This window comes from Acinetobacter sp. ANC_7504 (genome assembly GCF_056779995.1).
Genome location: NZ_JBWYIZ010000009.1, coordinates 97063 through 119765, shown reverse-complemented (window position 1 = coordinate 119765; position 22703 = coordinate 97063). Strand labels below are relative to the sequence as shown.

The 22703-nt window shown below is 38.4% G+C and carries 25 protein-coding genes and 2 pseudogenes; 9 read left to right on the top strand and 18 right to left on the bottom strand.

Features of this window, described 5'->3' with window-relative positions; translation table 11 throughout:
* The first annotated feature begins 34 nt into the window (after positions 1 to 34).
* Together AC1M9F_RS10745 and AC1M9F_RS10740 are read left to right on the top strand one after the other, a co-directional pair.
* Positions 35 to 619, top strand: coding sequence for a hypothetical protein (locus tag AC1M9F_RS10745; protein ID WP_481597762.1), 585 nt, complete (start codon positions 35 to 37; stop codon positions 617 to 619).
* An 89-nt stretch (positions 620 to 708) separates the two neighbouring features.
* Positions 709 to 1722: a pirin family protein gene (locus tag AC1M9F_RS10740; RefSeq protein WP_481597761.1), complete on the top strand. Its 1014-nt coding sequence runs from the start codon at positions 709 to 711 to the stop codon at positions 1720 to 1722.
* A 6-nt stretch (positions 1723 to 1728) separates the two neighbouring features.
* Here AC1M9F_RS10740 and AC1M9F_RS10735 read toward each other — a convergent pair whose 3' ends face one another.
* Positions 1729 to 2178: a hypothetical protein gene (locus AC1M9F_RS10735; RefSeq protein ID WP_179999932.1), complete on the bottom strand. Its 450-nt coding sequence runs from the start codon at positions 2176 to 2178 to the stop codon at positions 1729 to 1731.
* A 92-nt stretch (positions 2179 to 2270) separates the two neighbouring features.
* Between AC1M9F_RS10735 and AC1M9F_RS10730 the strand changes: the two genes are divergently transcribed.
* Complete coding sequence (locus tag AC1M9F_RS10730) at positions 2271 to 2717, top strand: AAA family ATPase (RefSeq protein ID WP_481597760.1); 447 nt, start codon at positions 2271 to 2273, stop codon at positions 2715 to 2717.
* Between the two features lie 35 nt (positions 2718 to 2752).
* On the opposite strand, the gene AC1M9F_RS10725 is transcribed toward AC1M9F_RS10730, so the two are convergent.
* Positions 2753 to 4120 (bottom strand): NAD-dependent succinate-semialdehyde dehydrogenase, encoded by a 1368-nt coding sequence (locus AC1M9F_RS10725; RefSeq protein ID WP_481597759.1) that lies wholly within the window; start codon positions 4118 to 4120, stop codon positions 2753 to 2755.
* A 550-nt stretch (positions 4121 to 4670) separates the two neighbouring features.
* On the opposite strand from AC1M9F_RS10725, the gene AC1M9F_RS10720 reads away from it, so the two are divergent.
* Positions 4671 to 5183: a hypothetical protein gene (locus AC1M9F_RS10720; protein WP_481597758.1), complete on the top strand. Its 513-nt coding sequence runs from the start codon at positions 4671 to 4673 to the stop codon at positions 5181 to 5183.
* 170 nt (positions 5184 to 5353) lie between these two features.
* Here AC1M9F_RS10720 and AC1M9F_RS10715 read toward each other — a convergent pair whose 3' ends face one another.
* The 10 genes from AC1M9F_RS10715 to AC1M9F_RS10670 form a co-directional block, all read right to left on the bottom strand.
* Entirely contained in the window at positions 5354 to 5773 is a 420-nt protein-coding gene (locus tag AC1M9F_RS10715) for a F0F1 ATP synthase subunit epsilon (RefSeq protein ID WP_035268205.1), read from the bottom strand.
* A 26-nt stretch (positions 5774 to 5799) separates the two neighbouring features.
* Positions 5800 to 7194: a F0F1 ATP synthase subunit beta gene (gene atpD / locus AC1M9F_RS10710; protein ID WP_035268203.1), complete on the bottom strand. Its 1395-nt coding sequence runs from the start codon at positions 7192 to 7194 to the stop codon at positions 5800 to 5802.
* Between the two features lie 26 nt (positions 7195 to 7220).
* Positions 7221 to 8090, bottom strand: coding sequence for a F0F1 ATP synthase subunit gamma (gene atpG, locus AC1M9F_RS10705; protein ID WP_481597757.1), 870 nt, complete (start codon positions 8088 to 8090; stop codon positions 7221 to 7223).
* A gap of 89 nt (positions 8091 to 8179) precedes the next feature.
* Positions 8180 to 9724, bottom strand: a complete 1545-nt coding sequence (gene atpA, locus AC1M9F_RS10700) for a F0F1 ATP synthase subunit alpha (protein WP_035268197.1) — start codon at positions 9722 to 9724, stop codon at positions 8180 to 8182.
* A gap of 47 nt (positions 9725 to 9771) precedes the next feature.
* Complete coding sequence (locus AC1M9F_RS10695) at positions 9772 to 10308, bottom strand: F0F1 ATP synthase subunit delta (protein ID WP_481597756.1); 537 nt, start codon at positions 10306 to 10308, stop codon at positions 9772 to 9774.
* Between the two features lie 11 nt (positions 10309 to 10319).
* Positions 10320 to 10790: a F0F1 ATP synthase subunit B gene (locus AC1M9F_RS10690; protein WP_035268191.1), complete on the bottom strand. Its 471-nt coding sequence runs from the start codon at positions 10788 to 10790 to the stop codon at positions 10320 to 10322.
* Between the two features lie 38 nt (positions 10791 to 10828).
* A complete protein-coding gene (gene atpE / locus AC1M9F_RS10685; RefSeq protein WP_035268188.1) occupies positions 10829 to 11083 on the bottom strand; it encodes a F0F1 ATP synthase subunit C in 255 nt (84 codons plus the stop codon).
* Between the two features lie 80 nt (positions 11084 to 11163).
* Positions 11164 to 12039, bottom strand: a complete 876-nt coding sequence (atpB, locus tag AC1M9F_RS10680; protein ID WP_035268181.1) for a F0F1 ATP synthase subunit A — start codon at positions 12037 to 12039, stop codon at positions 11164 to 11166.
* 111 nt (positions 12040 to 12150) lie between these two features.
* Positions 12151 to 12543 carry an ATP synthase subunit I gene (locus AC1M9F_RS10675; RefSeq protein WP_035268179.1) on the bottom strand — a complete coding sequence of 131 codons (393 nt, stop codon included), beginning with the start codon at positions 12541 to 12543 and terminating at the stop codon, positions 12151 to 12153.
* Positions 12544 to 12712: 169 nt separating this feature from the next.
* Positions 12713 to 13555, bottom strand: a complete 843-nt coding sequence (locus AC1M9F_RS10670) for a metal ABC transporter solute-binding protein, Zn/Mn family (protein WP_035268175.1) — start codon at positions 13553 to 13555, stop codon at positions 12713 to 12715.
* A gap of 139 nt (positions 13556 to 13694) precedes the next feature.
* On the opposite strand from AC1M9F_RS10670, the gene AC1M9F_RS10665 reads away from it, so the two are divergent.
* Genes AC1M9F_RS10665 through znuB form a run of 3 tightly spaced genes read left to right on the top strand, consistent with a single transcriptional unit; the run spans position 13695 to position 15757 of the window.
* Entirely contained in the window at positions 13695 to 14186 is a 492-nt protein-coding gene (locus AC1M9F_RS10665) for a transcriptional repressor (RefSeq protein WP_035268172.1), read from the top strand.
* A complete protein-coding gene (gene znuC, locus AC1M9F_RS10660) occupies positions 14165 to 14953 on the top strand; it encodes a zinc ABC transporter ATP-binding protein ZnuC (RefSeq protein ID WP_035268168.1) in 789 nt (262 codons plus the stop codon). The genes AC1M9F_RS10665 and znuC overlap by 22 nt, the downstream gene beginning before the upstream one ends.
* Positions 14954 to 14956: 3 nt before the next feature.
* Positions 14957 to 15757: a zinc ABC transporter permease subunit ZnuB gene (gene znuB, locus AC1M9F_RS10655; protein ID WP_481597755.1), complete on the top strand. Its 801-nt coding sequence runs from the start codon at positions 14957 to 14959 to the stop codon at positions 15755 to 15757.
* A 17-nt stretch (positions 15758 to 15774) separates the two neighbouring features.
* Here the strand turns inward: znuB and AC1M9F_RS10650 are convergent, their stop codons facing one another.
* Both AC1M9F_RS10650 and AC1M9F_RS10645 read right to left on the bottom strand, forming a co-directional pair.
* A complete protein-coding gene (locus AC1M9F_RS10650) occupies positions 15775 to 16257 on the bottom strand; it encodes a hypothetical protein (protein WP_481597754.1) in 483 nt (160 codons plus the stop codon).
* Between the two features lie 33 nt (positions 16258 to 16290).
* Complete coding sequence (locus AC1M9F_RS10645; RefSeq protein WP_481596429.1) at positions 16291 to 16911, bottom strand: LysE family transporter; 621 nt, start codon at positions 16909 to 16911, stop codon at positions 16291 to 16293.
* A 160-nt stretch (positions 16912 to 17071) separates the two neighbouring features.
* Here AC1M9F_RS10645 and AC1M9F_RS10640 point away from each other — a divergent pair, with 160 nt between their 5' ends.
* Positions 17072 to 17992 (top strand): Dyp-type peroxidase, encoded by a 921-nt coding sequence (locus AC1M9F_RS10640; RefSeq protein WP_092767896.1) that lies wholly within the window; start codon positions 17072 to 17074, stop codon positions 17990 to 17992.
* 75 nt (positions 17993 to 18067) lie between these two features.
* On the opposite strand, the gene AC1M9F_RS10635 is transcribed toward AC1M9F_RS10640, so the two are convergent.
* Positions 18068 to 18958: a hypothetical protein gene (locus AC1M9F_RS10635; protein WP_481597753.1), complete on the bottom strand. Its 891-nt coding sequence runs from the start codon at positions 18956 to 18958 to the stop codon at positions 18068 to 18070.
* Positions 18955 to 19182: pseudogene (locus AC1M9F_RS10630) on the bottom strand (LysM peptidoglycan-binding domain-containing protein); the annotation flags it as partial. The pseudogene AC1M9F_RS10630 and the gene AC1M9F_RS10635, both read right to left, overlap by 4 nt.
* On the opposite strand from AC1M9F_RS10630, the pseudogene AC1M9F_RS10625 reads away from it, so the two are divergent.
* Positions 19173 to 19634 (top strand): annotated as a pseudogene (locus AC1M9F_RS10625) (Dyp-type peroxidase); the annotation flags it as partial. The pseudogenes AC1M9F_RS10630 and AC1M9F_RS10625 sit on opposite strands and share 10 nt — an antisense overlap.
* Before the next feature lie 111 nt (positions 19635 to 19745).
* On the opposite strand, the gene AC1M9F_RS10620 reads toward AC1M9F_RS10625, so the two are convergent.
* Both AC1M9F_RS10620 and AC1M9F_RS10615 read right to left on the bottom strand, forming a co-directional pair.
* Complete coding sequence (locus AC1M9F_RS10620) at positions 19746 to 20282, bottom strand: hypothetical protein (RefSeq protein ID WP_481597752.1); 537 nt, start codon at positions 20280 to 20282, stop codon at positions 19746 to 19748.
* Between the two features lie 3 nt (positions 20283 to 20285).
* Positions 20286 to 22703: a hypothetical protein gene (locus tag AC1M9F_RS10615; RefSeq protein ID WP_481597751.1), complete on the bottom strand. Its 2418-nt coding sequence runs from the start codon at positions 22701 to 22703 to the stop codon at positions 20286 to 20288.

Below are 22703 nucleotides of genomic sequence, written 5' to 3'. Positions count from 1 at the left end.
TTGGAATGAAGTGATTAACGATTTGGTTTTATTAATGAAAGTATTTCAAAGCATTGTTACCCCTTTTGCATTATTTGGCTTCGGTCTCGTGATGTTAGGCTGTCAACCGCAACCTCAATCCGATCAAGAAAAGGAATCAACAGTAGCTAATGTTGAAGAATCTTCTCCTGTCCAAGTCACTGATCCAGCTGACTTAAAGTCAGGCAATATGTTTTACATTGTACGTGATGTGGCAGATGTACAACTGAAAGCAGGTGGATACATTGAGCAAATTCAACAGCTACAATCTGATTTAGAAGAAGCTGTAAATAAGAAAGATCCACAAAAGCTGGATCAGTCAGTGCAAAGTTTGAAATCTCAATTACTAGGATTTAATGAGGCATTGACAGGACTTGACCTAAAAAGCCAAGAAATTGCCCAGATTCGTTCTAATATTTTAACGGCAAATGAAAATGTATTAGCTTCACCATTACTAAACGGCCAAGTGAATTTAAACAACATCGATTTTACAGCTTTAGAAAAGCAAATGGGTAATATCCAAGGTGAAATGGTGAAATTAGCCAGTATGCTTTTGACTCAGTCCGGATCATCTACAAAAAATAATCAAGCCGAGGATTGATATACATTATTCTCACAAAATAGACATGGTGGAGTGAGGGATTTCTCTTTAATTTGGATCTTAAATAATTCAAATATCATGGAGTCGGCATGTCTACCTCACCCATCTATAATATAACTCCTATTACTTTTCGTTTAGATTTAAAAGATCCTTTCATCTTTACTGCTCATCATATTGATCACTACCCTGCCGGGAATGCTGAAATGGGACCAGTTCATCCTGCAATCAATCAAGAATTCAATATGTATTATGGTAGTGTTGTTCCCGGCTTTCCCGAACATCCACACACGGGTTTTGAAACCATTACTTTAGTGGAACAAGGTTATGTCGATCATTTTGATTCCTTGGGTAATGGTGGACGATATGCTGCAGGCGATGTGCAATGGCTAAGTACGGGAAATGGTGTTGAACACTGTGAAATGTTCCCGTTAATTCATCAGGATCGAGAGAATCCTTTTGAATTATTTCAAATTTGGTTTAACTCATCTCCAGAACAAAAAAAACAACCTGCTGATTATAAAATGTTTTGGCGTGAACAAATTCCACATGTGAAAGCGACTGATCACCAGTCTCGCAGCATTGATGTACGAGTTATTTCAGGACAATATCAAAATCAAAATGCATTAAGTCGCCCACCACACTCTTGGGCAGCTGCAGTAGAAAATAAAGTGAATATATACTTAATTACTTTAGAAGCTGGCGCACACCTTGAAATTCCAGCCACGACCGCGACCTCTATTCGATTTGCTTACTTTTATCAGGGTTCAACTTTAAATATTGCTGATTCACCCATTCAATTTAAACATCTTGTAGAGCTTAAAGCTGATACCGAAATTCAACTTGAAGCAGGTGATCAAGAAGCGAGAATCTTATGGTTAGAAGGTGAACCTATTGGTGCACCAGTTGCAATGCGAGGGCCTTTTGTATTGAACAGCAAAGAAGAACTTGATGTTGCATTCAAACGATATCGTGAGACCCATTTTGGTGACTGGCCTTGGCCAAGCGATGCTCCAACGTTTTCACGTGAAACACCTCGTTTTGCCAGCTATGAAGGTGGTAAACGCAAGGAATATCCTGAACAAATGAGTTCAGATGGGGCTTAACAAGGTTTAAATATTACAGTATTCATCTTTGCCCAATGCTCGTTTAATATCCTGTTCAAAACGCGCATTGGGAAAAGGATAACGTTGAGGCAAATACAAGGTAAATCTTGTCAATGTAGGTGATAACTTTTCTACAGTTGCCTTATGAACATATTCACCACGTTCTGTTCGAGCAAATAGGGTTGCCATTTCAATATGCTCTTCAAGCTTATTTTCAGTAAAGACTAGGTCATCATCACGTGTGAAACCGATACATCGACGATATGCTTGTCTCAGATTTTGAAATACACTGAGATAATCCAACTCGATTTCAGCACTTAAACCATTTTTATATGAGTTGGCAACCAAGGCCGCTTCAGTAGGTTCATTGGGCTGACTTAAATAATAATTTTGACATGCGGTGAGCTGACTGAAGATGAATATGCTTAACGCGATAATTAGACTTTGACGATACATTATTTATTTGGATTTATTAGACTTATACCTGAATTGTAGCAAAGTCTAAGCCGTGATTTAATTCAGCTTTATACTTTTAATGTAATTGAACCATGCAACTGATCATCTTCACTGGAGTTCAAGCTTCAGGCAAATCAAGCTACTATCTTTTACATTTGGCGCATTCACATTTAAGAATTAACTTAGACATGCTAAACACTCGCCATCGGGAAAACATGATCTTTGAAGCGTGTCTAGCCTCTAAAACCAAAACGGTGATCGACAATACCAACCCAACCAAAGCAGACCGTGCTCGTTATATTCAACGTGCTAAATCAGCAGGCTTTGAAGTGATTTCATATTACTTTGAAACAGATTTAAAAAGTACGCTAGAACGCAATGGTCAACGAAGCGGTAAAACCAATATTCCTGAAGTCGGTGTTCGAGCAACATATAAGAAGTTAGAAGTACCTGATTTTGAGGAAGGGTTTGATGAAATACATCATATTAAAATAAAAGGTGCAGGTGAATATCACCATTTAATTTTAGACTCCAAATAATAAAGCGACCCGAGGATCGCTTTATTTCAAAGACTCTATTGTTTCACCACCACTAATTTTTTTTGTACAAATTCATGAAAACCTAAATCTGCCAGTTCATGACCATAACCAGAATTCTTTATGCCACCAAATGGTAATTCTGGAGCAGTATCCGTTAACCAATTGATCCACACCATTCCTGTTTCAATTCTCGAAGCTAATTTTTTTGCACGCTCTATGTCTTGAGAGTGAATGACACCTCCAAGACCATAATTAGAGTCATTGGCGATTTCAACGATCTCATCCTCATTTTCCGCAACATAAATCTGAGCAACTGGCCCAAAGAATTCTTCGTACCAAGCTTCATTATCTCGACTAATATTTTCTAAAATTGTCGGCTCATAGAAATAACCATCATGTTCAATTGCTTTGCCACCGATAACCAAAGTTGCACCCTGCTGAACTGCTTTATCCACTTGTTTAATCAAGTTTTTAAGCGCACTTTCCGATGAGAGTGGTCCCAATGTGGTACTACGGTCTAATGGGTCGCCAATTTTGAGTGCTTTAAATGCTTCAACCAAACCCATTCTAAACTGATCAGCGATGTCTTTATGCAAAATAAATCGTTTTGCTGCAGTACACACCTGCCCTGTATTATTTACACGCGCTTTACAACCAATCTCAATCGCTTTATTTAAGTCCGCATCATCCAACACAATAAAGACATCATTCCCACCCAATTCAAGCGTAGACTTTTTAATGTGTTTGCCTGCTTGCGCAGCGACCGCACTACCTGCTCCTTCTGAACCAGTTAATGCAACACCGCGTACACGTTTGTCTGCAATAATATCTGCGACTTGATCGGTATTGATAAATAGATTGGTCCAAACACCTTTAGGTGCTCCTGCCTCTAACACAAGTTTTTCAAATGCTTCTGCACATTGCGGAACGATACCTGCATGTTTGGCCAATACAGGATTTCCAATACCACAGTTTGGTGCAAATACACGGACCAATTGATAAAATGGGAAATTCCATGGTTCGACAGCCATGATAATACCTAATGGATGATGTTCCACCCAAGCTTCACCTAAATCAGTTTTATAGGGGACTGATTTCAGAAATTGTTCGGTATTTTTTGCATAGTACTCAGCAATTTGAGCACAAGATTCTATTTCACCTTCACTTTGCTCAATGAGCTTACCCATATCTAAAGTAATGAGCTTGGCTAATTCACTCTTTTTTTCTCTAAATAATTCTGCCAAACGTTGTAAAACTTTTACGCGCTCATCTACATTTTTGACCCAATCCGATTTAAGAATAGATTCGGCTGAATCCAAAGCACGATCAATATCTTGTTGTTGGTGTGATGGATATTCTTTGTATACAGTATTGGTAAATGGGTTAATGGATTGATAACTCATAATTCTTCCCTTCATGCCAATAAAAATTTACAGTTCAATGCTATGTATTGATTTAAACGTATTCATTGAAGTGCGCGTTAGCTGTGCAAACTTTAGATAAGCTCAAAGTGCTCAAAAATTTTGTTTACATCAATCAACTTAGCATTATTTTTATGCAACTCGGGCATCGTTTACAGTTTGGTGCAAATCGTTACGTAGTGCTTGGTAAAGTTATAAGTAGATGTACATCACTTCTACTCTTACCTCGACTAGTAAGATTGTAATCAAAAATATCGATCAAAGTAGAAAGTAAGGGTTATACTCAACTTGCTTAAAAAAAAGCAGTTTTGAAGTAATTTCTTATTATTTTGAAACGGATTTAAACTCTACTTTACAGCGAAATAGCCATCGTATTGGTAAAGCCAATATTCTTAAAATAGGCGTTCGAGTAACTTATAAGAAGCTTGAAGTGCTAACTTTAGATGAATGTTTTGATGAGATCCTCAAGATAAAGATTTTCGGGGAATCGCGAGTTTTCTATTTATCAAGATTAATAATAAGGAATAATTACATGGATAAAATAAAAACTTTAGCTGAAACAGCGGAAAATTATTTTGATAATACAGTTCTAAAAACAACTGATACTATTTTTCAAGAAATTCTCAAAGCATTCCCTTTAGCTTCATCAGGCATGGCGATTTACCGACTTTTTAGAAGTTATAACGAGGAGCAAAAAATAAAGAATATCTTGGAGTTCATAAAAGAAGGTGAAAACCTAGAAACTGGAAGTTTATTAAAAATATTCAAAGATCAAAATAATTTAGAAATTGGTGGTGAGTTACTTAATGCTTTGGATAAAACATATTTAGTCCATCAATCTAAGATGCTTGCTCGCTTAGCTCTTCTATATGATGTCAAAGAAATAAATCGTGAGAATTTTTTAAGGTATGCTCATATCATCCCTCAATTAACATCTTTTTTATTAAAAGGGTTAGATCAAGCTTACACATTGACTGAAAAAATAAGAATAATAAAAATTATCATCTTAAAAATGAAGAATGTAATTTTTCATTATCTGAATTAGAAAGGTTTGGGTTTTTATATGTAGTTGCGACTTATGGATCTGGTAATCACTATGGAAGATCAAAAGACCTAGTTTTTTTCTTCGAAAATTTTTATCAAAACAGATATGGGAAAAATTAAACCAATAAAAAAACCACCCTTTCGGGTGGTTTTTCAATCTCAAACCGTCTCTTATTGAGCGCGGTTTTTGATTTTGCGGATGGTTTCCAACTGTGCAGCTGTTTCTGCAAGCGCAGCCAAAGCAGCAGCAGCGTCCAAATCGCTCTTTTGATTTGCTAACAAAGTTTCAGCATTTTTACGTGCTTCAACGATTGCAGCTTCATCTAAGTTTTCTGCACGGACTGCAGTATCTGCAAGAACCGTAACAACATGCGGTTGAACTTCAAGAACACCACCAGATACATAGATTAATTCTTCTGTACCATTCTCCAACTGAACGCGAATCGCGCCCGGTTGAAGTAAAGTTACTAGTGGAGCATGGCCAGGCATAATACCTAACTCACCACCAGCACCTTTAGCAATTAGCATAGTTACAGTGCCTGAGTACAAAGACTCTTTAACACTTACAACGTCACATTGCATAGTCGCCATGAGAACCTCCTAAATTAGGTAGCTAATTAAAGTTTCTCGGCTTTAGCAATAACTTCGTCAATACCACCAACCATATAGAACGCTTGTTCTGGGATGTGATCGTATTCACCAGCTAGAAGACCTTTAAAGCCACGAATAGTTTCTTTAAGCGGTACAAGTTTACCAGGAGCACCAGTAAACACTTCTGCTACGTGGAACGGTTGAGAGAAGAAACGTTGAATCTTACGTGCACGGTATACAGTAAGTTTGTCTTCTTCTGACAATTCGTCCATACCAAGAATTGCGATAATGTCTTTCAATTCTTTATAACGTTGAAGAACGTTTTGAACTGAACGAGCGATTTCGTAATGCTCAGTACCAACAACTAATGGATCTAATTGACGTGAAGTAGAGTCAAGTGGATCGATCGCAGGGTAAATACCTTGTGAAGCGATGTCACGGCTCAATACAACTGTCGCATCCAAGTGAGCGAACGTAGTCGCTGGAGATGGATCCGTTAAGTCATCGGCAGGTACGTATACAGCTTGGATAGATGTAATCGAACCAGACTTAGTAGAAGTAATACGTTCTTGAAGAACACCCATCTCTTCTGCAAGTGTCGGTTGGTAACCTACTGCAGATGGCATACGACCTAGAAGTGCTGATACTTCAGTACCTGCTAGTGTATAACGGTAGATGTTGTCTACGAACAATAATACGTCACGGCCTTTACCGTTTTCGTCTTTTTGATCACGGAAATACTCAGCCATAGTAAGACCAGTTAACGCTACGCGTAAACGGTTACCTGGTGGCTCGTTCATCTGACCGTAAACCATTGCTACTTTGTCAAGAACGTTAGAGTCTTTCATCTCGTGATAGAAGTCGTTACCTTCACGAGTACGCTCACCAACACCAGCGAATACAGATAAACCTGAGTGCGCTTTAGCGATGTTGTTGATCAACTCCATCATGTTTACAGTTTTACCAACACCGGCACCACCGAACAGACCAACTTTACCACCTTTCGCGAACGGGCAAAGTAAGTCAATGACTTTAATACCAGTTTCTAAAAGGTCAGTAGAAGCAGCTTGTTCTGCATAAGAAGGCGCTTGACGGTGAATCGGTAAACGCTCTTCAGTTGCAACAGGACCAGCTTCATCGATCGGACGACCAAGAACGTCCATGATACGACCAAGCGTCGCTGGACCAACTGGTACAGAGATCGGAGCGTTAGTGTTAGTTACGTTCAAACCACGCTTAAGACCTTCTGTAGATCCCATCGCAATTGTACGTACAACGCCGTCACCAAGTTGTTGCTGAACTTCTAATGTAGTTTCAGTGCCATCAACCTGAAGAGCGTCATAGATCTTAGGAACACTGTTGCGTTCAAACTCGACGTCGATAACCGCGCCGATGATCTGAATGATACGACCGCTACTCATTGCTGTCTCCTCAATTCAAAATAATGTTAAACGGCAGCGGCACCACCAACGATCTCAGAAATTTCCTGAGTAATCGCGGCTTGACGCAGCTTGTTATAAATAAGTTGTAGGTTCTTGATCAATTCACCCGCGTTATCCGTTGCAGCTTTCATTGCAACCATACGAGCAGATTGCTCACACGCGATGTTTTCGATCACACCTTGGTATACCACAGACTCGATATAACGAACCAATAAACCATTGAAAAGCTCTTCAGCTTCTGGTTCATAGATATAATCCCAACCGTATTGGCGGTTAAGAGTCTTGTCATCTTCAGCAGCTGCTAAAGGAACAAGTTGTTCGATTTTTTGATTTTGAGTCATGGCATTCACAAAGCCGTTAGACACTAAATAAATGCGATCTAATTCGCCTTTATCGTATGCATCCAACATGACTTGTACAGAACCAGACAACTGTTCAAGACTTGGAGTGTCACCCACTTGAGTGGTTGCACCAAGTACTTTACCGCCGTAGTTTTTAAAAAACGAAACCGCTTTTTGACCAATCAAAGCAAATTGAACTTCAATTGACTGCTCTTGTTGCTGTTGAACGTGTTTTACCACTTTCTTGAACAAGTTAATGTTCAAACCACCAGCAAGACCGCGATCTGATGACACTATGATATAGCCAACGCGCTTAACTGGGCGTTCAACCATATAACGATGTTTATATTCAGGGTTCGCTTGTACTAAATGAGCAATTACACGGTGCATATTTTCGGCATACGGACGGCCCTGAGCCATGCGCTCTTGCGCACGACGCATCTTAGAAGCTGCTACCATCTGCATCGCGCGAGTAATTTTCTGCGTGCTTTTGATACTAGCTACTTTGGCGCGAATTTCTTTTAAATTTGCCATACGCTTAACCTAGTATTCGAAGGCCCTTTCGAGCCCTCGAAGGTTGATTCCGTGAACCAAACCGACACTAAATTTCAACAGTTTGAAAATTAGTAAGTTTGAGTCGCTTTAAAGCTTTCAATACCAGCTTTGAATGCTGCTTCGATGTCTTTGTTCCAATCACCAGTTTCATCGATCTGTTGCATTAACGCAGCATGTTCAGAACGGAAGTAAGAAATTAATGCAGCATCAAAGTCTACAATTTTCTTCACTTCTACGTCAGCCATGTAGCCTTCGTTAGATGCATATACAGAAACAGCTTGGTCAGCAATTGAATATGGAGCATACTGTTTTTGCTTCATTAATTCAGTTACACGTTGACCATGCTCAAGTTGCTTACGAGTTGCTTCATCAAGGTCAGAAGCGAACTGAGCAAACGCAGCCAATTCACGATATTGTGCTAAAGCAGTACGAATACCACCAGACAATTTTTTGATGATCTTAGTTTGAGCAGAACCACCAACACGAGATACAGAGATACCCGCGTTCACAGCAGGACGAATACCTGCGTTGAATAATGATGTTTCTAAGAAGATCTGACCATCAGTAATCGAAATTACGTTCGTTGGTACGAATGCAGATACGTCACCCGCTTGAGTTTCAATAATCGGTAATGCAGTTAATGAACCAGTTTGGCCTTTAACTTCACCGTTAGTGAATTTCTCAACATAGTCAGCAGATACACGAGAAGCACGTTCAAGTAGACGACTATGAAGATAGAATACGTCACCTGGGTAAGCTTCACGACCTGGTGGACGGCGTAAAAGCAATGAAATTTGACGATACGCAACTGCTTGTTTAGATAAGTCATCATAAATGATTAACGCATCTTCACCGCGGTCACGGAAGTATTCGCCCATTGTACAGCCAGAGTACGGAGCAAGGAAAAGCATTGCTGCTGGATCCGCTGCCGCTGCTGCTACAACAGTCGTATACGCCATAGCGCCAGTTTCTTCTAACTTACGTACAACGTTTGCGATAGTTGATTGTTTTTGACCAACTGCAACGTAGATACATTTAATGCCAGAATTCTTCTGTGCGATGATCGCATCGATCGCCATTGCTGTTTTACCAGTTTGACGGTCACCGATGATTAATTCACGTTGGCCACGACCAACTGGAATCATTGTATCAACTGATTTATAACCAGTTTGTACAGGCTCATCTACCGATTGACGCCAAATTACGCCTGGTGCAACTTTTTCAACTGCATCAGATAATTTTGCATCAATTGGGCCTTTACCATCAATTGGGTTACCCAAAGCATCTACTACACGGCCTAAAAGTTCTGGACCAACCGGAACTTCTAATACACGACCTGTGCAACGCGCTTTTTGACCTTCTTGAAGGCTTAAGTAGTTACCTAAAACAACGACGCCCACTGAATCCTGTTCTAGGTTCAGTGCCATACCGTATAAGCCGCCGTCGAATTCGATCATTTCACCGTACATTGCATCAGCAAGGCCGTGAATACGCACAATACCGTCGGAAACCATAACAATGGTTCCTTCGTTCTTAGCGGTCGCGCTGGTGTCCAGATCGCCGATACGCTGTTTAATGAGCGCACTGATCTCGGATGGATTCAGTTGTTGCATTGCGCTATACCTCAATCTTTATTAAGTTCAGTCTTCTTTTTACGCAATTATGCAAGAAGACGAGTCCGCATTTTTTCAAGCTTATTAAGCGCAGAATCATCTATCACTTGGTCGCCTGCACGAATAACAACACCCGCGATTAACGCTGGGTTAACTTCTACTGAAACATTTACAGCTGCGTTGAAACGTTTCTCTAACGCAGATGCAAGTAATTGCTCTTGTTCAGCAGAAAGTGGTAATGCAGATTCAATCACAACATCTACCACATTGTTATTTTGTGATTTAAGAAGTTCGTACTCTGCTTCAATCTCAGGTAACAAAGTTAATCGATCATTTTCAGCCAAAAGTGTCAAAAAGTTAGACACTTCAGTAGTTTGATCTGCACCTAAAACCTTAGCAAATAAACTTACTTGCTCCACAGGAGTAAGCTCAGGGCGACTCAAGTAAGCGGAAAATGCTTCATCTTGCACCGCAGCACTAAGCACTTGTAACACATTTGACCAATTGTCAGTTGCACCTTGCTCAGAAGCGAAAGCAAATGCTGCTTTAGCGTACGGGCGTGCTAACGTCAAGAGTTCAGCCATAATCGCCTCGCTTAAAGTTTAGCAGCCAGCTGAGTAAGCATGGCATTGTGAGCTGCTTCATCAACTTGTTGGTTCAGAATTTTCTCTGCACCAGCAACAGCAAGAGCTGCAACTTGTTGACGTAATTCTTCACGAGCAGCATTGATCTCTGTGTCAACAGCTTCTTTCGCTTGTTGACGAATACGCTCACCTTCAGCAGATGCTTGAGTACGAGCTTCTTCAACCAATTGAGCCGCACGACGGTTCGCTTGTTCGATCAATTGAGCCGCTTGTGCTTTCGCTGCATCTAATTCAGCTTTAACTTGAGCTTGCGCATCTGCAAGATCAGCTTTCGCCTTTTCAGCTGCATTTAAGCCATCAGCAATTTTACGCTGACGCTCACTAATCGCATTGATTAGTGGAGGCCAAACGAATTTCATACAGAATGCGACAAAGATCGCAAACGCAATCGCTTGACCAAACAGAGTATAGTTAATATTCATTGCTATTCCTCAAATAGTTGATTTCGGAATTTAGCTAATTAACCTACTAGGCCGATGAACGGATTTGCAAAGATAATGAACAAACCAATACCAACACCGATCATAGGCACAGCATCAAGAAGACCCGCGATTAAGAACATACGAGTTTGAAGTTGTGGAGCCAATTCTGGTTGACGAGCAACAGCTTCAAGGAAGCGACCACCTAAAAGACCAAAACCGATCGCAGTACCTAAAGCACCGAACGCGATTAAAAGAGCAGCTGCAACAGCAGATAAGCCAACTACTAAATCCATGAAAAAATCCTCAGAGGTTGAGTTTAAATCAAACAAAAAAACTTTAGCCCAACTACATAGTGTAGTCGAGCAAATATTAATTAATGCTTCTCGCTAGCCATACTCATATACACGATCGTTAACATCATGAAGATGAATGCTTGTAACGTGATAACAAGAATATGGAAGATTGCCCAAGGCACAGACAACGCCCATTGAATCCAGAACGGTAATAATGCGATCAAAATGAAGATCAATTCACCCGCATACATGTTACCGAACAAACGGAGAGCCAATGAAATTGGACGCGCGATAAAAGTTACTAATTCAAGAAGAATATTTACTGGAATTAATAATGCTTTTAAAAATGGGTTACTTGGATTGAATGGGTTAAGCGCAAATTCTGCACCGAAACCGACAAGACCTTTTTCACGGATACTATAGAAAATAGTTAACGCAAATACTGATAACGCCATACCAAGGGTTACGTTAGGGTCAGTAGATGGAACGATCTTGAAGTAAACATGATGCGGGTCGATACCGAATAGCCCACCAATTATGTGTTGAGCTGTATAAGGAATCCAGTCAACAGGGATAAGGTCCATCAAGTTCATGAGGAAAATCCACACGAAGATGGTAAGAGCTAGAGGCGCGATTAAACGTGATTTACCATGAAAGGTATCACGAACACTTGAGTCAACAAACTCAACGATCATTTCAATTGCAGCCTGGAACTTGGTCGGAACACCAGAGTTTGCAGCTTTCGCTACTAACCAGAACAACAAACAGAAAATGACGCCAAGGCCGATTGACCAACCCATAGAATCCAAGTGAATAGCAGTGAACCCCATCTCTTTCGCTTCTTCAGCAGTCTCAGCTAACTTCCACGTACCATCTGGTGCTTTACCATAGGTCATGTTCGTTAAGTGATGCTGAATATACTCAGACGAGGTAAGGGTATGTTCTTCAGCAGCCATAAATCACACCTGGTTAATGTCAAATACAAATTAGAGTTAACGAATATCGCGTGCTGCTTGATATCTCGTTAAACATCTAAAAAACTTTTCAATTTTTCGTTGCAATTCAACTCATTTTGATAGACGCGACGCCCAAAAAGGTGCGACCCACGACATGGTCTGAACGAGTATGAAACCACAAAACAATGCGACCGCTGACAACGGTTTCACATTGATTAAAATCAAAATGAAGCCAACAATCACAATTCCAAACTTACCGAGCAACCCCCGATACATATTCGATAGAACCTGTTTCGAAGCTCTTGCACCTGCAGCTCTGAACGACTGCCATGAAAAATAACAACTGGCTAGCCAACATACGAATGCACCTAATGCTGCACTCAAAGCCGCAGTCGAGTCTTTCAAGACCCACGCTATCAAGGCTGAAACAGGTATCATACATGCTTGCAAGATGACTAAAGCTTTCGCTAATCGTCGGTCAATCAAGCGACTAGTTCGGCTCATTTATTATCCACTCACAGCAATAATGCTTGACAAGTTTAGCTGATGATTATTTTTAATCGCAGGCATTATAGAGTTACACCCCTGAACATGCAATCTTTTCCCGACCTAAGTCTGGTATTTTTAGATCGTTTATTGCTGAGCACTTATACAATTATCGGCTGTTTTTACATCACTTTTGTGCTTTTTCTACACATGCACGTACTTGTATCGCTAGAGTCTGCCATGCTGTTATAAAATTCTGGTGTTTAGCAAAACTCTCATCAACTGCGAGAAAATTCACATGACCTAGAGACTTATATTGATTCTTATTAGCTACAGTTTCAGCCAAAAGACACATCTTTTGCTGAGGGCGATGGTCTTTTAAATATTTGATTTGAGCAATTGTAGGTGCCATATGTGGGTCTTCTGTCATCGCACCAGCGAATTTTAGCAACAGCGCACGCTCCAAGTATTGGTATGCATCATGTAATGACCAATACGGCTGAACACCATGATTGAGTTTTACACTTTGTGAGGTTTTCAGCATCTCATGTGCAAAAAGTTTAGCATTACTCCAATACTTGTCTTTAAACTCAGGTTGTTGTTGTGAGCGTAATGCCGCTATAAAAAAGCCAATACGAACTGCATTATTTGGTTCTAACCATACATGAGTATCGACAGTTCCTTTTACTACGTCCCCTCGACTATTTCTAAGCGGCAATGTTTGCAATATTCCTGTATTCAATAAGGCAACTGCTTTAGAGTTTTTCGCCAAAATACTCTCTAATGGCGCTTCATGCGCTTTACCAAGCCAAATAACCAATCCTGCATCTTGAATTAATTTGCGGTGCGCAGGGGTCAGATGAACATCATGCCCTGTTTGATTTTCTAGCAACAATTTTGGTTCTTCAATACCTTGAGTGATTTCTTTTGCAATCAAATACACTGGGTGTGTCGAAACCACCAAGGGTGCTTGTGCCCAAGCCAAGGTTGTGAATAATGCTGTAAAGCATAGTGCTAGCAGACGCAACATGAAATTAATTACCACTCGAATTTTGACGTTATAATATAACAAACAGTTAAAAATGCCTATGCTGTTCGTAAGTTGCAAGGTCTCATGATACTATTTATGAGATATCCCCCTTCCCTTTTCGAAGTCTTGAGGTCAGTCCATGAGCGCATGTTCACACGAACATCATGATACTTTACACGGTGTGCATGATCACCCGAATGTTGAAGCTCGTTTATTAGAAGCTGAAGCAAGCTGCGCTGCTTCAGGCGCTAAATTGACTCCGCTTCGCAAAGAGGTTTTAGAGTTAATTTTAACGGCCTCAGGGCCTATGGGCGCTTATGACTTGTTGGCGAAATTAAAAGGTAATGCTGAACGTCCAGCAGCACCTCCAACTGTTTACCGCACCCTCGATTTTTTGCTCGAAAAAGGTTTTATTCATCGTTTAACTTCAATTAATGCCTATATTCCATGTTGCCATCCTCGTGCTGGACATCAAGCCGCTTTTCTCATTTGCTCTAAATGCAATACAGTGAAAGAGGCTTCAGCTCTTGGTTTGATTCAACAACTTGATCAATTGGCTTCCTCTGATCATTTTCAGGCTCAACATAGCATTATTGAGATTTCAGGATTATGTCAGCAGTGCTCTCAGTAAGTTCTGCATTGCCATTAATTGAACTGCAGCAAATTAATGTGCGAATTGATGAAAGAGACATTTTAAAGAATGTTGACTTTCAGATTCATGACAAAGAAATTATTACCCTCATTGGTCCCAATGGGGCGGGTAAATCTACGCTTATCAAAGTGATTCTCGGAATTGTGAAGGCCAATTCTGGTCAAATTAAACATCATAAAGCCTTAAAGCTTGCTTACGTCCCTCAAAAGTTCAATCCATCCCACAGCTTGCCACTTCGAGTGAAAGATTTACTTGATTTAGAAAAGTGTGATCTTGCGATTAAACAAGAAATTATTCGAGATACTGGGATCATAAAATTACAAGATTCGAAAGTCCAACAGCTGTCTGGTGGGGAACGCCAGCGTGTACTTTTAGCACGCGCTCTACTGCGTCAACCCAACTTATTGGTACTCGATGAACCGATGCAAGGTTTAGATATTCAATCTGAAGCTGAACTTTATGATTATGTTCGAAGTCTACCTGAGCGCTACGGTTGCTCGATCTTAATCGTCTCTCATGATTTGCAGTGGGTGATGCAAGGTACACAGCGTGTGGTATGCCTCAATAAACATATATGTTGTAGCGGTTTGCCTGAAAATATTCAACAAGACCCTGAGTATCAAGCTATTTTCGGCACTAATCGAGTGTTCTATCAACATCATCACGATCATTGTGCACATGGTGATACAGCAACGCCATGTCAACACGATCCTCGTCCCCATATTCATCCAGAACCGGAAGCTTAGATCATGATGGAATGGTTACAACTTCTATTACCCGCATGGATTATGGGAACATTATTAGTGTTTCTAACTGCACCGCTCGGTTGTCTTATGTTATGGCGCCGTATGTCATTCTTTGCAGACACAATGGCGCATGGAACTCTCTTGGGTGTGGCGATTGCTGGCTTACTCACCCTCCCCTTATGGATGGGGGTTACGTTTACCGCGTTACTCTTGGTCGCAGTCCTTTGGGTATTGCATGATCCTCGCCTGCCCAACGATGCATTACTTGCGTTATGTTCAGCAACGCTGCTTTGCTCAGGACTATTGGTCATCCAACACCTCCCTGCGCTAAGACCAGAGTTGCTCAGTTATTTATTTGGCGATCTTTTAACAATATCTTGGTCCGACTTACCGACATTTGCACTGGTGATTGTCATTGCACTCTCTGTGCTCTATAAAAGTTGGCAATATCAAATTCAAATTGCGATTGATCCTGATATTGCGGTAAGTGAAGGTGTGAATGCGAAATGGCAGCGCCTTATTTTTATGCTGCTTCTTGCCTTATTTACAGTACTAGCTTTACGTGCAGTAGGTTCATTACTCATGGGTGCTTTATTGGTTATACCTGCATTAACCGCAAGACTTTTAGCACACTCACCTAAACATATGGTGCTATGGTCTTTTATTGTGGCTCAAATTGGTGTGACTGTGGGTTTATGGTCGAGTGCGGGTTTAAATATTGCGACAGGTTTAAGCATTGTATTAACCATGGCAATCGTATTTGCTGTGATTTTTATCATTCAAAAATTTAAAAAAATAGCCTGATTTATTTGGGCTATTCATTAATCTTGCTTCTTTATAAAATATTTATGAAGACAGATAAAGATATAACAAGAGAATAAAAAAACCACCATAACCAATAAATTAATGATGCCTTTTATCCATATCACATGCCAAAAGCCAAAAAAGGTCTCAGGCATAAACCAATATTCAACAATATAGAAAGGCAACCATTCGAATAGTAAACCGATTGCAGCCGTGATAAATAAGACCACATTGATCCACATCAAATAAACCATTTGTTTGAAAAACATCTTATATTGCGAAGTATCATCCACAATCATTTTTTTTATAAGGGTGGTGATCAAAGTTAAAATCACTGTAAGACCAAATGTGGCGCATATGCCAACACCCGCGCCCCACATCACAAACTTGATCCATTCCCACACACTTTCAGGCTGTAAATAAAAATACGCCCAGATATAGGGAGTTGAAATTAAGCCGAGCCCCAATAGAATAGTCAAAATTAATATTATAATTTTCAATAAAATAACCCTCATTCGTTATTTTATTGTGTCTTATTGATGCACTAAACTCAATAAAAAAGCCGCACCTGCAAATAAACCTGCAAAGGTACGATTCATCACTTTTTGTTGACGAGGTGATTTAAGTAAACGCAATACCTTCGCTGCAAGACTTGTATATCCAGCCATAACGATAAGATCAATAGCAATCATTGTACAAGCCATGATGAGGTATTGTGGCCATTGAGGCTTTGAAAGATCCAGAAACTGTGGCAATACTGCCAATAAGAATACAATTGCTTTTGGATTACTCATATTGACAAAGAAACCGCTGATTACTAGCTTCATCGCTGACTTTTGCTTTAAATCAGACTGAATTTCTATGGACTGCACTGGGGCTTTCCACTGTAAATATGCCAAATATAATAAATACCCAACCCCAAACCATTTGACGATCAAAAATGCCAAAGGAGTCGTAGCAAAAAGTACGCCTGCTCCCGCAGCGACAACTCCAATTTGAACCAAAAGTGCAAGCTGCAGACCAATTGCATTCCAATAACCTCGTTTGAACCCATAATTCAAACCACTAGACATAGATGCAATAGCACCTGCACCAGGCGAAATACTAATAACCCAACATGCAAGCATGTAGGCAAACCACATTTGATAAGACATAACGATTTGGGAGATTTATTTTGATGAGATTATATGACAATTCGACTTTTTTAAGATTTAAAATTTGAATGTTTTTTTAAACGTCTGTCTGTTCAGCACTATGATGATCAGGCACAATGTGATCAGCAAAATTAGGATATTATAATTTCAGGAGCCATGAATGACTTCCCAATCCGTAATCTTACCATTACCCTCAGATCATGCTCGCTTTATCACTTTGCGTTTAAAAGATTTATCAATAGATCAACTAAAAGAAAAACTTGAAGATCTCTTTACGACTCGTGATCGCTTAATTACTCAACATCCTCATGCTCAAATTAAAACTGCGGTGGCTTTTGGACCAGAACTTTGGTCACAACTTTACCCTCACCAACCAGAAGGTTTTAAACAGCTTGAACCAATTCAAGGCTCTTTCACCATGCCTGTGGTCCCTGCTGATGTTTTAATCCATATCGCAGCACAGCGTACTGATATTTGCTTTGCCTTAAGCCAAGCTTTTTTTGAAGGAATTCAGGATTTGGTTGAGGTTTTAGATGAGCGCGTGTGCTTCCGAAATTTTGATGGTCGAGATTTAACTGGTTTTATTGATGGCACCGAAAACCCTCAATTTCCAGATGATCGTGCTGAAACAGCTTTACTAGGTGAAGATGCAGGAATTTTCACTGATGGCTCATTCGTTTTTGCTCAACGTTATCGTCATGATCTAGATAAATGGAAAAAACTTAAAGTTGATGCACAAGAGCAAGTGATTGGGCGCACCAAACTCGAAAGCATTGAGCTTGATGACGATGTTAAACCTGACAATGCACATGTGGCTCGAACCGTTGTTGAAGATGATGAAGGTGAGGAGCTTGAAATTCTTCGCCACTCTTTGCCATATGGGGATGGCCGCGGCGATCAAGGTTTATATTTTATCGCTTATACGAAAGATTTAACCCGTATTGATCGCATGCTGACACGTATGTTTGGAACTAGTGGCGATGGTATTCATGATCGTTTATTGCACTTTGTTGCGCCTTTAGATGGAGCTTATTATTTTGCCCCAAGTGAAGAGTTGCTAGAAAAGGTATTGGAAGATTAAACAATAGAAAGCCGACGAGAGTCGGCTTTTATAGGGGAGGTAGTAGTTACATACAAATATATGTTAACAATTCCCCTAACCACATCGCCCTCTATAAGTAGAGAAAAAAACCTTTGAATTAGACATGCAGTTTATTTTTTTAGGCTTTTTATTGTCCTTTCCATTTAATTCATTAACTAAATAATTATCTTGAATTACAACTGGTTCATTTTTAGAGTCGACTCTAAATGTTGTATATCTATGACCTAACATAGAGTTATCTGCACAAGTATTATACTCTAATGTAAAATTATTTTCACTGATTGCTATATTCTTAAACTCACTATATTGACAATTATTAAAACCATCATCAAATAAAATATTATTTTTCCATAATGTTTTATTATTAAGACCATCCCTAATAACAATTGATTTCAACGAATACTTTCCGCCTAAAACCTCAATATAGTCACCAACCCCATCTTTATTAACATCCATTTTTCTTTTTAAAAAGGCACCGCTATAAGATAAAACCCTATTTCCAACAAAATCATTCATTTGATCTAATTTAGAAACTTGACTATTCTCAACCCAACCTTTCCCAGAGTTTAAAAAAACTTTAAATTTATAGTTTGCTTTAGGTATATAATTCGAATCGGAATTATTTGTCTTAACTAAATTATCTTTTGGAATTAAAAAAATAATTTTTTCCTTAACTGCTTTTATACTCTTGTAATTTAGATCTTTTTTTTGATCAACACTTGGAATCAAAAAAACAAATGCATTCCCAAGCTTATTAGTCTTACCATTATATATACAGCCATAATCTGGCAAATAATAATAACCATCCAAATTTGTATATTCAGTATTCTCACCATAACAAGTCAATAGACTATCTAACTGAACATTATTTAAGTCTTTTTTATCAGCATTAGCAGTACAAGCTGCTAATACCATGATAGAAATAACTACTGTACTTTTTTTCATATTCTCTTTCCACTTATATTGGGTCTAAAATATCCCACCCGTCCAGCATGAGATGCCAAAGCTTTACCCGAAATCGTATAAACAGCTGTTCTACTGCACCCCTTCTACACACAACCACCATTTTCTGTATTGAATCTTTCTTCAGCACTACCAACAAAGCCTATAGCCGCTAAAATTGTTACAGTTTTATTTTCAGTATCGACTGTATAAATAATTTCCAGATGATCATACTAAAACAGCTTTATTAGTCAAAGATGCAGGAATTTTCACTGATGGCTCATTCGTTTTTGCTCAACGTTATCGTCATGATTTAGATAAATGGAAAAAACTTAAAGTTGATGCACAAGAGCAAGTGATTGGGCGCACCAAACTCGAAACCATTGAGTTTGATGACGATGTTAAACCTGACAATGCACATGTGGCTCGCACCGTGGTTGAAGATGATGAAGGTGAGGAGCTTGAAATTCTTCGCCACTCTTTGCCATATGGGGATGGCCGCGGCGATCAAGGTTTATATTTTATCGCTTATACGAAAGATTTAACCCGTATTAATCGCATGCTGACACGTATGTTTGGAACTAGTGGCGATGGTATTCATGATCGTTTATTGCACTTTGTTGCGCCTTTAGATGGAGCATACTACTTTGCTCCGATTGAAGAATTGTTAGAAGTTTAATCAATAAAGCCGACGAGAGTCGGCTTTATTAAGATTTAACTTTAAAAAAGTATTTCATTTTTAATTTCTAAAATTTAAAACTAGATTTGAAAATTTTGACTCAACTTAAAATCATTCCAAATTACAGGAAATGTGATCAAAGCTTTCAATTGAGATAGACTCAATTTTATTATTATCGATATTATATATAAAATACCCTTTACTTTCTTTCATAGGGATTTTATATAAAAATAGGTCTAGTGATTCATCCCCACTAAAAACTTTTTTTGGTTTGATATTATTATTTAATTTCGCAACATTAATTTCACCCTTACCAATACTTATATTATTAGCATCAACCGCTTTAACATCTCGAGTATGAATAGAGGTGACAATTTCATTATTATCAACATCAACACTAGTAAGAGTATTATTAACTAAAATATTTTTTCTGTTTTGACATTCTTTTAAGTCAGTAATATCACTATATTTTTGAATAATTATATCCCCCTTAAATCTACTCTTCAATGCGTCTAAATTATCTCCTATTTTAATACCGTTTAATTCATTTTCTTTACTCTTAATACTATGTAAATCAGATGAATTACTTTGACTATTTGAACAACCACAACATAATAAAATAGAAAAAATATAATATAATTTTTTCATAAATTAAATATCCTCTAGATTTGGAGACAGCCCTTGTAAATGAAGGTGATTATTGTGCCTTGGTTTAGCTAAATGATTGCAATTTGGGAAAATATAATTACTTTTGACTCCGGCCTTAGAGTTTGTGAAATACTCACTTAGCATTTTTTTTGATTTACCCCAGCCAAATTTTATAAAGTTATTAATCAAATTTAAAGTTCTTTCATGGTCATAATTAGCATCTTGTAAAATAACCGATAAAGCCTTCTTATCAGTTCTTAAATATCTCAAATCTCCTGCTTCACCATTAATATGAGATTTACTTTCACCAGGATCACCATTGACTCTGCTAAAACCATTAAAGGAAATGTCATCATACCCAGATTTGCATAGTGCTCCTAAAAATGCTGCTAACTCTATACCACCTAAATAATATCGTTGCTGTCCAGAATTCATTAACATTTTATAACCGACTACACCTGAGCGATATTTCTGAAAATGTCTTACATCGATTAAATAAACATTCCCACTGCCTAAGACGCCCTTAGAAGACCATCTTTTTGCTACAACATATTTTGATTTACCTAAATTATGAGACTTACTTGTAGAATCATAATAAATATATTCTGCGAAACCTGTAGCTGATTTGTTCTCTCTTTTAATCTTCCCATCATGATAAATGTGATAACGCGTTGTATCACTTGTAGGTGGGGACTGATTACTAACTTTAGTTAAAGGCTTACCACCGTTTTCTGTATGCGTATTTTGTTGTATTGCTTTCGGTGTTTCCTGCTTTACTTCAGCTTGTTTAGTTTGAGTTGTTGTATTATTTGGTTGTGATCCTGAATTTGTTTGTTGATTATTCGGTTTAGTTTGAGTTGTAGTATTTTGTTTAGAAAGTTTTTCAAAACCTTCATTTATTCGAAATATTCGCGATGTATTACCATATATCGCCCTTACTTTAATAAAAGACTTACTACTAGTACCAAATCCATATACAAAGCCAACTAGCATTTTTACAGAAACTTCACCTAATGCATTAGTTTTTTTAGGAATCTCCCGCCCTCTATAAAATAATGTTATTGGCAAATTCGGCACCAATCTATTGTCTTTTTTTACAATTATTTTGAAAGCTTGAACTGGTAACTTAATTTTAACTGTCTGATTAGACAAAGTTTGTTCGACTTTAAAGTGATGTATTTTTTGATTTCCTACTTCACCTGAAACTGAAACTTCTATGTCTTGTCCAACTTCAGCAATAATACCTTGCTTAATACCTTGATCATTCGCTGTATGTTTTTTCTTATTTGCTTTATATGTAAGAAAAAAATTCATATTAGAGATTGGTTTCCCTGTATCACCCTCTACAATTTGAATATTGAAACTAATATCTTTGTTATTTTCAGCAGCTCCTTCTTGCTTAGCTTCAGATTGATTTTTCTCATTTCTTACTTGTTGAGGTGTTTTATTTGGTTGAGGTTTAGGCTGAGGAGTACTATTTTGCTCTAAGGTTGCTGGAAATTTTGAAACTTCAAAATCCTTTAAAATTGCACGTTGTTTTTGGTCAGCTTTCTGAACAATAGGATTTGACTCTTTGCCATCAGCCACAATTTTAATTTCAGTTGATGGATGCCTAACAATGACAGGAAGATATCCATTTTCATCGCTTTTTATTTTAACTTTGGTCTCACCAGAAAAACTTTTTCCAGAATATTTTGAGACAATTGTAACTTCCTTATCTGGTAATACATTATCATTTTTATCCTTCAAATTTATATATATTTTCCGATTACAGCACTGCTCCAGATCAAAGCCACCAAAGTCTTGAATATATTTCTTAATATGTGTTCCATTACCATCCGTTTGTTTTTCACCAGAAAATTTTGAAAACCCTAAAAAAGCACCCAAACCTCCTATACCAACCAAATGCATCCCAGCAATTGCTCCAGACTCATTGACTTCAACGCCTTGAATCGTTCTACCAAAATGCTCATTTAAATTATTATTTCTTATTTGTTTACATAAATAACCAATCCATTCTTTGATAACCTCATACTGAACCTTAGGATTATTTAAAAAATCAGATTTGGAATTTATATTTCTTTTACCTGACCACTTACCCGACCAATTATTAGAGTCAAATTGACTCTTCCAACTATTGTGTAAAGCAGATCCTCTTCTTGCATCTTTAATATCATCATAGGAAATTCCTTTATCCCCTAAATAATACCCCAGCTCATACAGAGCAGACTCTCCCCATTGAAATAGGCCCAAATAACCTGCCTCGTTTACTTTTCTTGCACACCTTATATTGACTGGATTGCTTAATGGCAAAGACAAATCTGATGAAGATTCTTTAAAACTTACAGCTTGAATAAAACCCTCCAAATTTGTTTCAAACGTTCTAGTTGTCCCATCTTTAAAAGTTATTGTTTTTTTCAT

Bases quoted from the DNA above. Each gene is read 5' to 3' on its own strand.
- AC1M9F_RS10745 (WP_481597762.1), top strand. From the start codon at position 35: ATGAAAGTATTTCAAAGCATTGTTACCCCTTTTGCATTATTTGGCTTC.
- AC1M9F_RS10740 (WP_481597761.1), top strand. From the start codon at position 709: ATGTCTACCTCACCCATCTATAATATAACTCCTATTACTTTTCGTTTA.
- AC1M9F_RS10735 (WP_179999932.1), bottom strand. From the start codon at position 2,178: ATGTATCGTCAAAGTCTAATTATCGCGTTAAGCATATTCATCTTCAGT.
- AC1M9F_RS10730 (WP_481597760.1), top strand. From the start codon at position 2,271: ATGCAACTGATCATCTTCACTGGAGTTCAAGCTTCAGGCAAATCAAGC.
- AC1M9F_RS10725 (WP_481597759.1), bottom strand. From the start codon at position 4,120: ATGAGTTATCAATCCATTAACCCATTTACCAATACTGTATACAAAGAA.
- AC1M9F_RS10720 (WP_481597758.1), top strand. From the start codon at position 4,671: ATGGATAAAATAAAAACTTTAGCTGAAACAGCGGAAAATTATTTTGAT.
- AC1M9F_RS10715 (WP_035268205.1), bottom strand. From the start codon at position 5,773: ATGGCGACTATGCAATGTGACGTTGTAAGTGTTAAAGAGTCTTTGTAC.
- atpD (WP_035268203.1), bottom strand. From the start codon at position 7,194: ATGAGTAGCGGTCGTATCATTCAGATCATCGGCGCGGTTATCGACGTC.
- atpG (WP_481597757.1), bottom strand. From the start codon at position 8,090: ATGGCAAATTTAAAAGAAATTCGCGCCAAAGTAGCTAGTATCAAAAGC.
- atpA (WP_035268197.1), bottom strand. From the start codon at position 9,724: ATGCAACAACTGAATCCATCCGAGATCAGTGCGCTCATTAAACAGCGT.
- AC1M9F_RS10695 (WP_481597756.1), bottom strand. From the start codon at position 10,308: ATGGCTGAACTCTTGACGTTAGCACGCCCGTACGCTAAAGCAGCATTT.
- AC1M9F_RS10690 (WP_035268191.1), bottom strand. From the start codon at position 10,790: ATGAATATTAACTATACTCTGTTTGGTCAAGCGATTGCGTTTGCGATC.
- atpE (WP_035268188.1), bottom strand. From the start codon at position 11,083: ATGGATTTAGTAGTTGGCTTATCTGCTGTTGCAGCTGCTCTTTTAATC.
- atpB (WP_035268181.1), bottom strand. From the start codon at position 12,039: ATGGCTGCTGAAGAACATACCCTTACCTCGTCTGAGTATATTCAGCAT.
- AC1M9F_RS10675 (WP_035268179.1), bottom strand. From the start codon at position 12,543: ATGAGCCGAACTAGTCGCTTGATTGACCGACGATTAGCGAAAGCTTTA.
- AC1M9F_RS10670 (WP_035268175.1), bottom strand. From the start codon at position 13,555: ATGTTGCGTCTGCTAGCACTATGCTTTACAGCATTATTCACAACCTTG.
- AC1M9F_RS10665 (WP_035268172.1), top strand. From the start codon at position 13,695: ATGAGCGCATGTTCACACGAACATCATGATACTTTACACGGTGTGCAT.
- znuC (WP_035268168.1), top strand. From the start codon at position 14,165: ATGTCAGCAGTGCTCTCAGTAAGTTCTGCATTGCCATTAATTGAACTG.
- znuB (WP_481597755.1), top strand. From the start codon at position 14,957: ATGATGGAATGGTTACAACTTCTATTACCCGCATGGATTATGGGAACA.
- AC1M9F_RS10645 (WP_481596429.1), bottom strand. From the start codon at position 16,911: ATGTCTTATCAAATGTGGTTTGCCTACATGCTTGCATGTTGGGTTATT.
- AC1M9F_RS10640 (WP_092767896.1), top strand. From the start codon at position 17,072: ATGACTTCCCAATCCGTAATCTTACCATTACCCTCAGATCATGCTCGC.
- AC1M9F_RS10635 (WP_481597753.1), bottom strand. From the start codon at position 18,958: ATGAAAAAAAGTACAGTAGTTATTTCTATCATGGTATTAGCAGCTTGT.
- AC1M9F_RS10620 (WP_481597752.1), bottom strand. From the start codon at position 20,282: ATGAAAAAATTATATTATATTTTTTCTATTTTATTATGTTGTGGTTGT.
- AC1M9F_RS10615 (WP_481597751.1), bottom strand. From the start codon at position 22,703: ATGAAAAAAACAATAACTTTTAAAGATGGGACAACTAGAACGTTTGAA.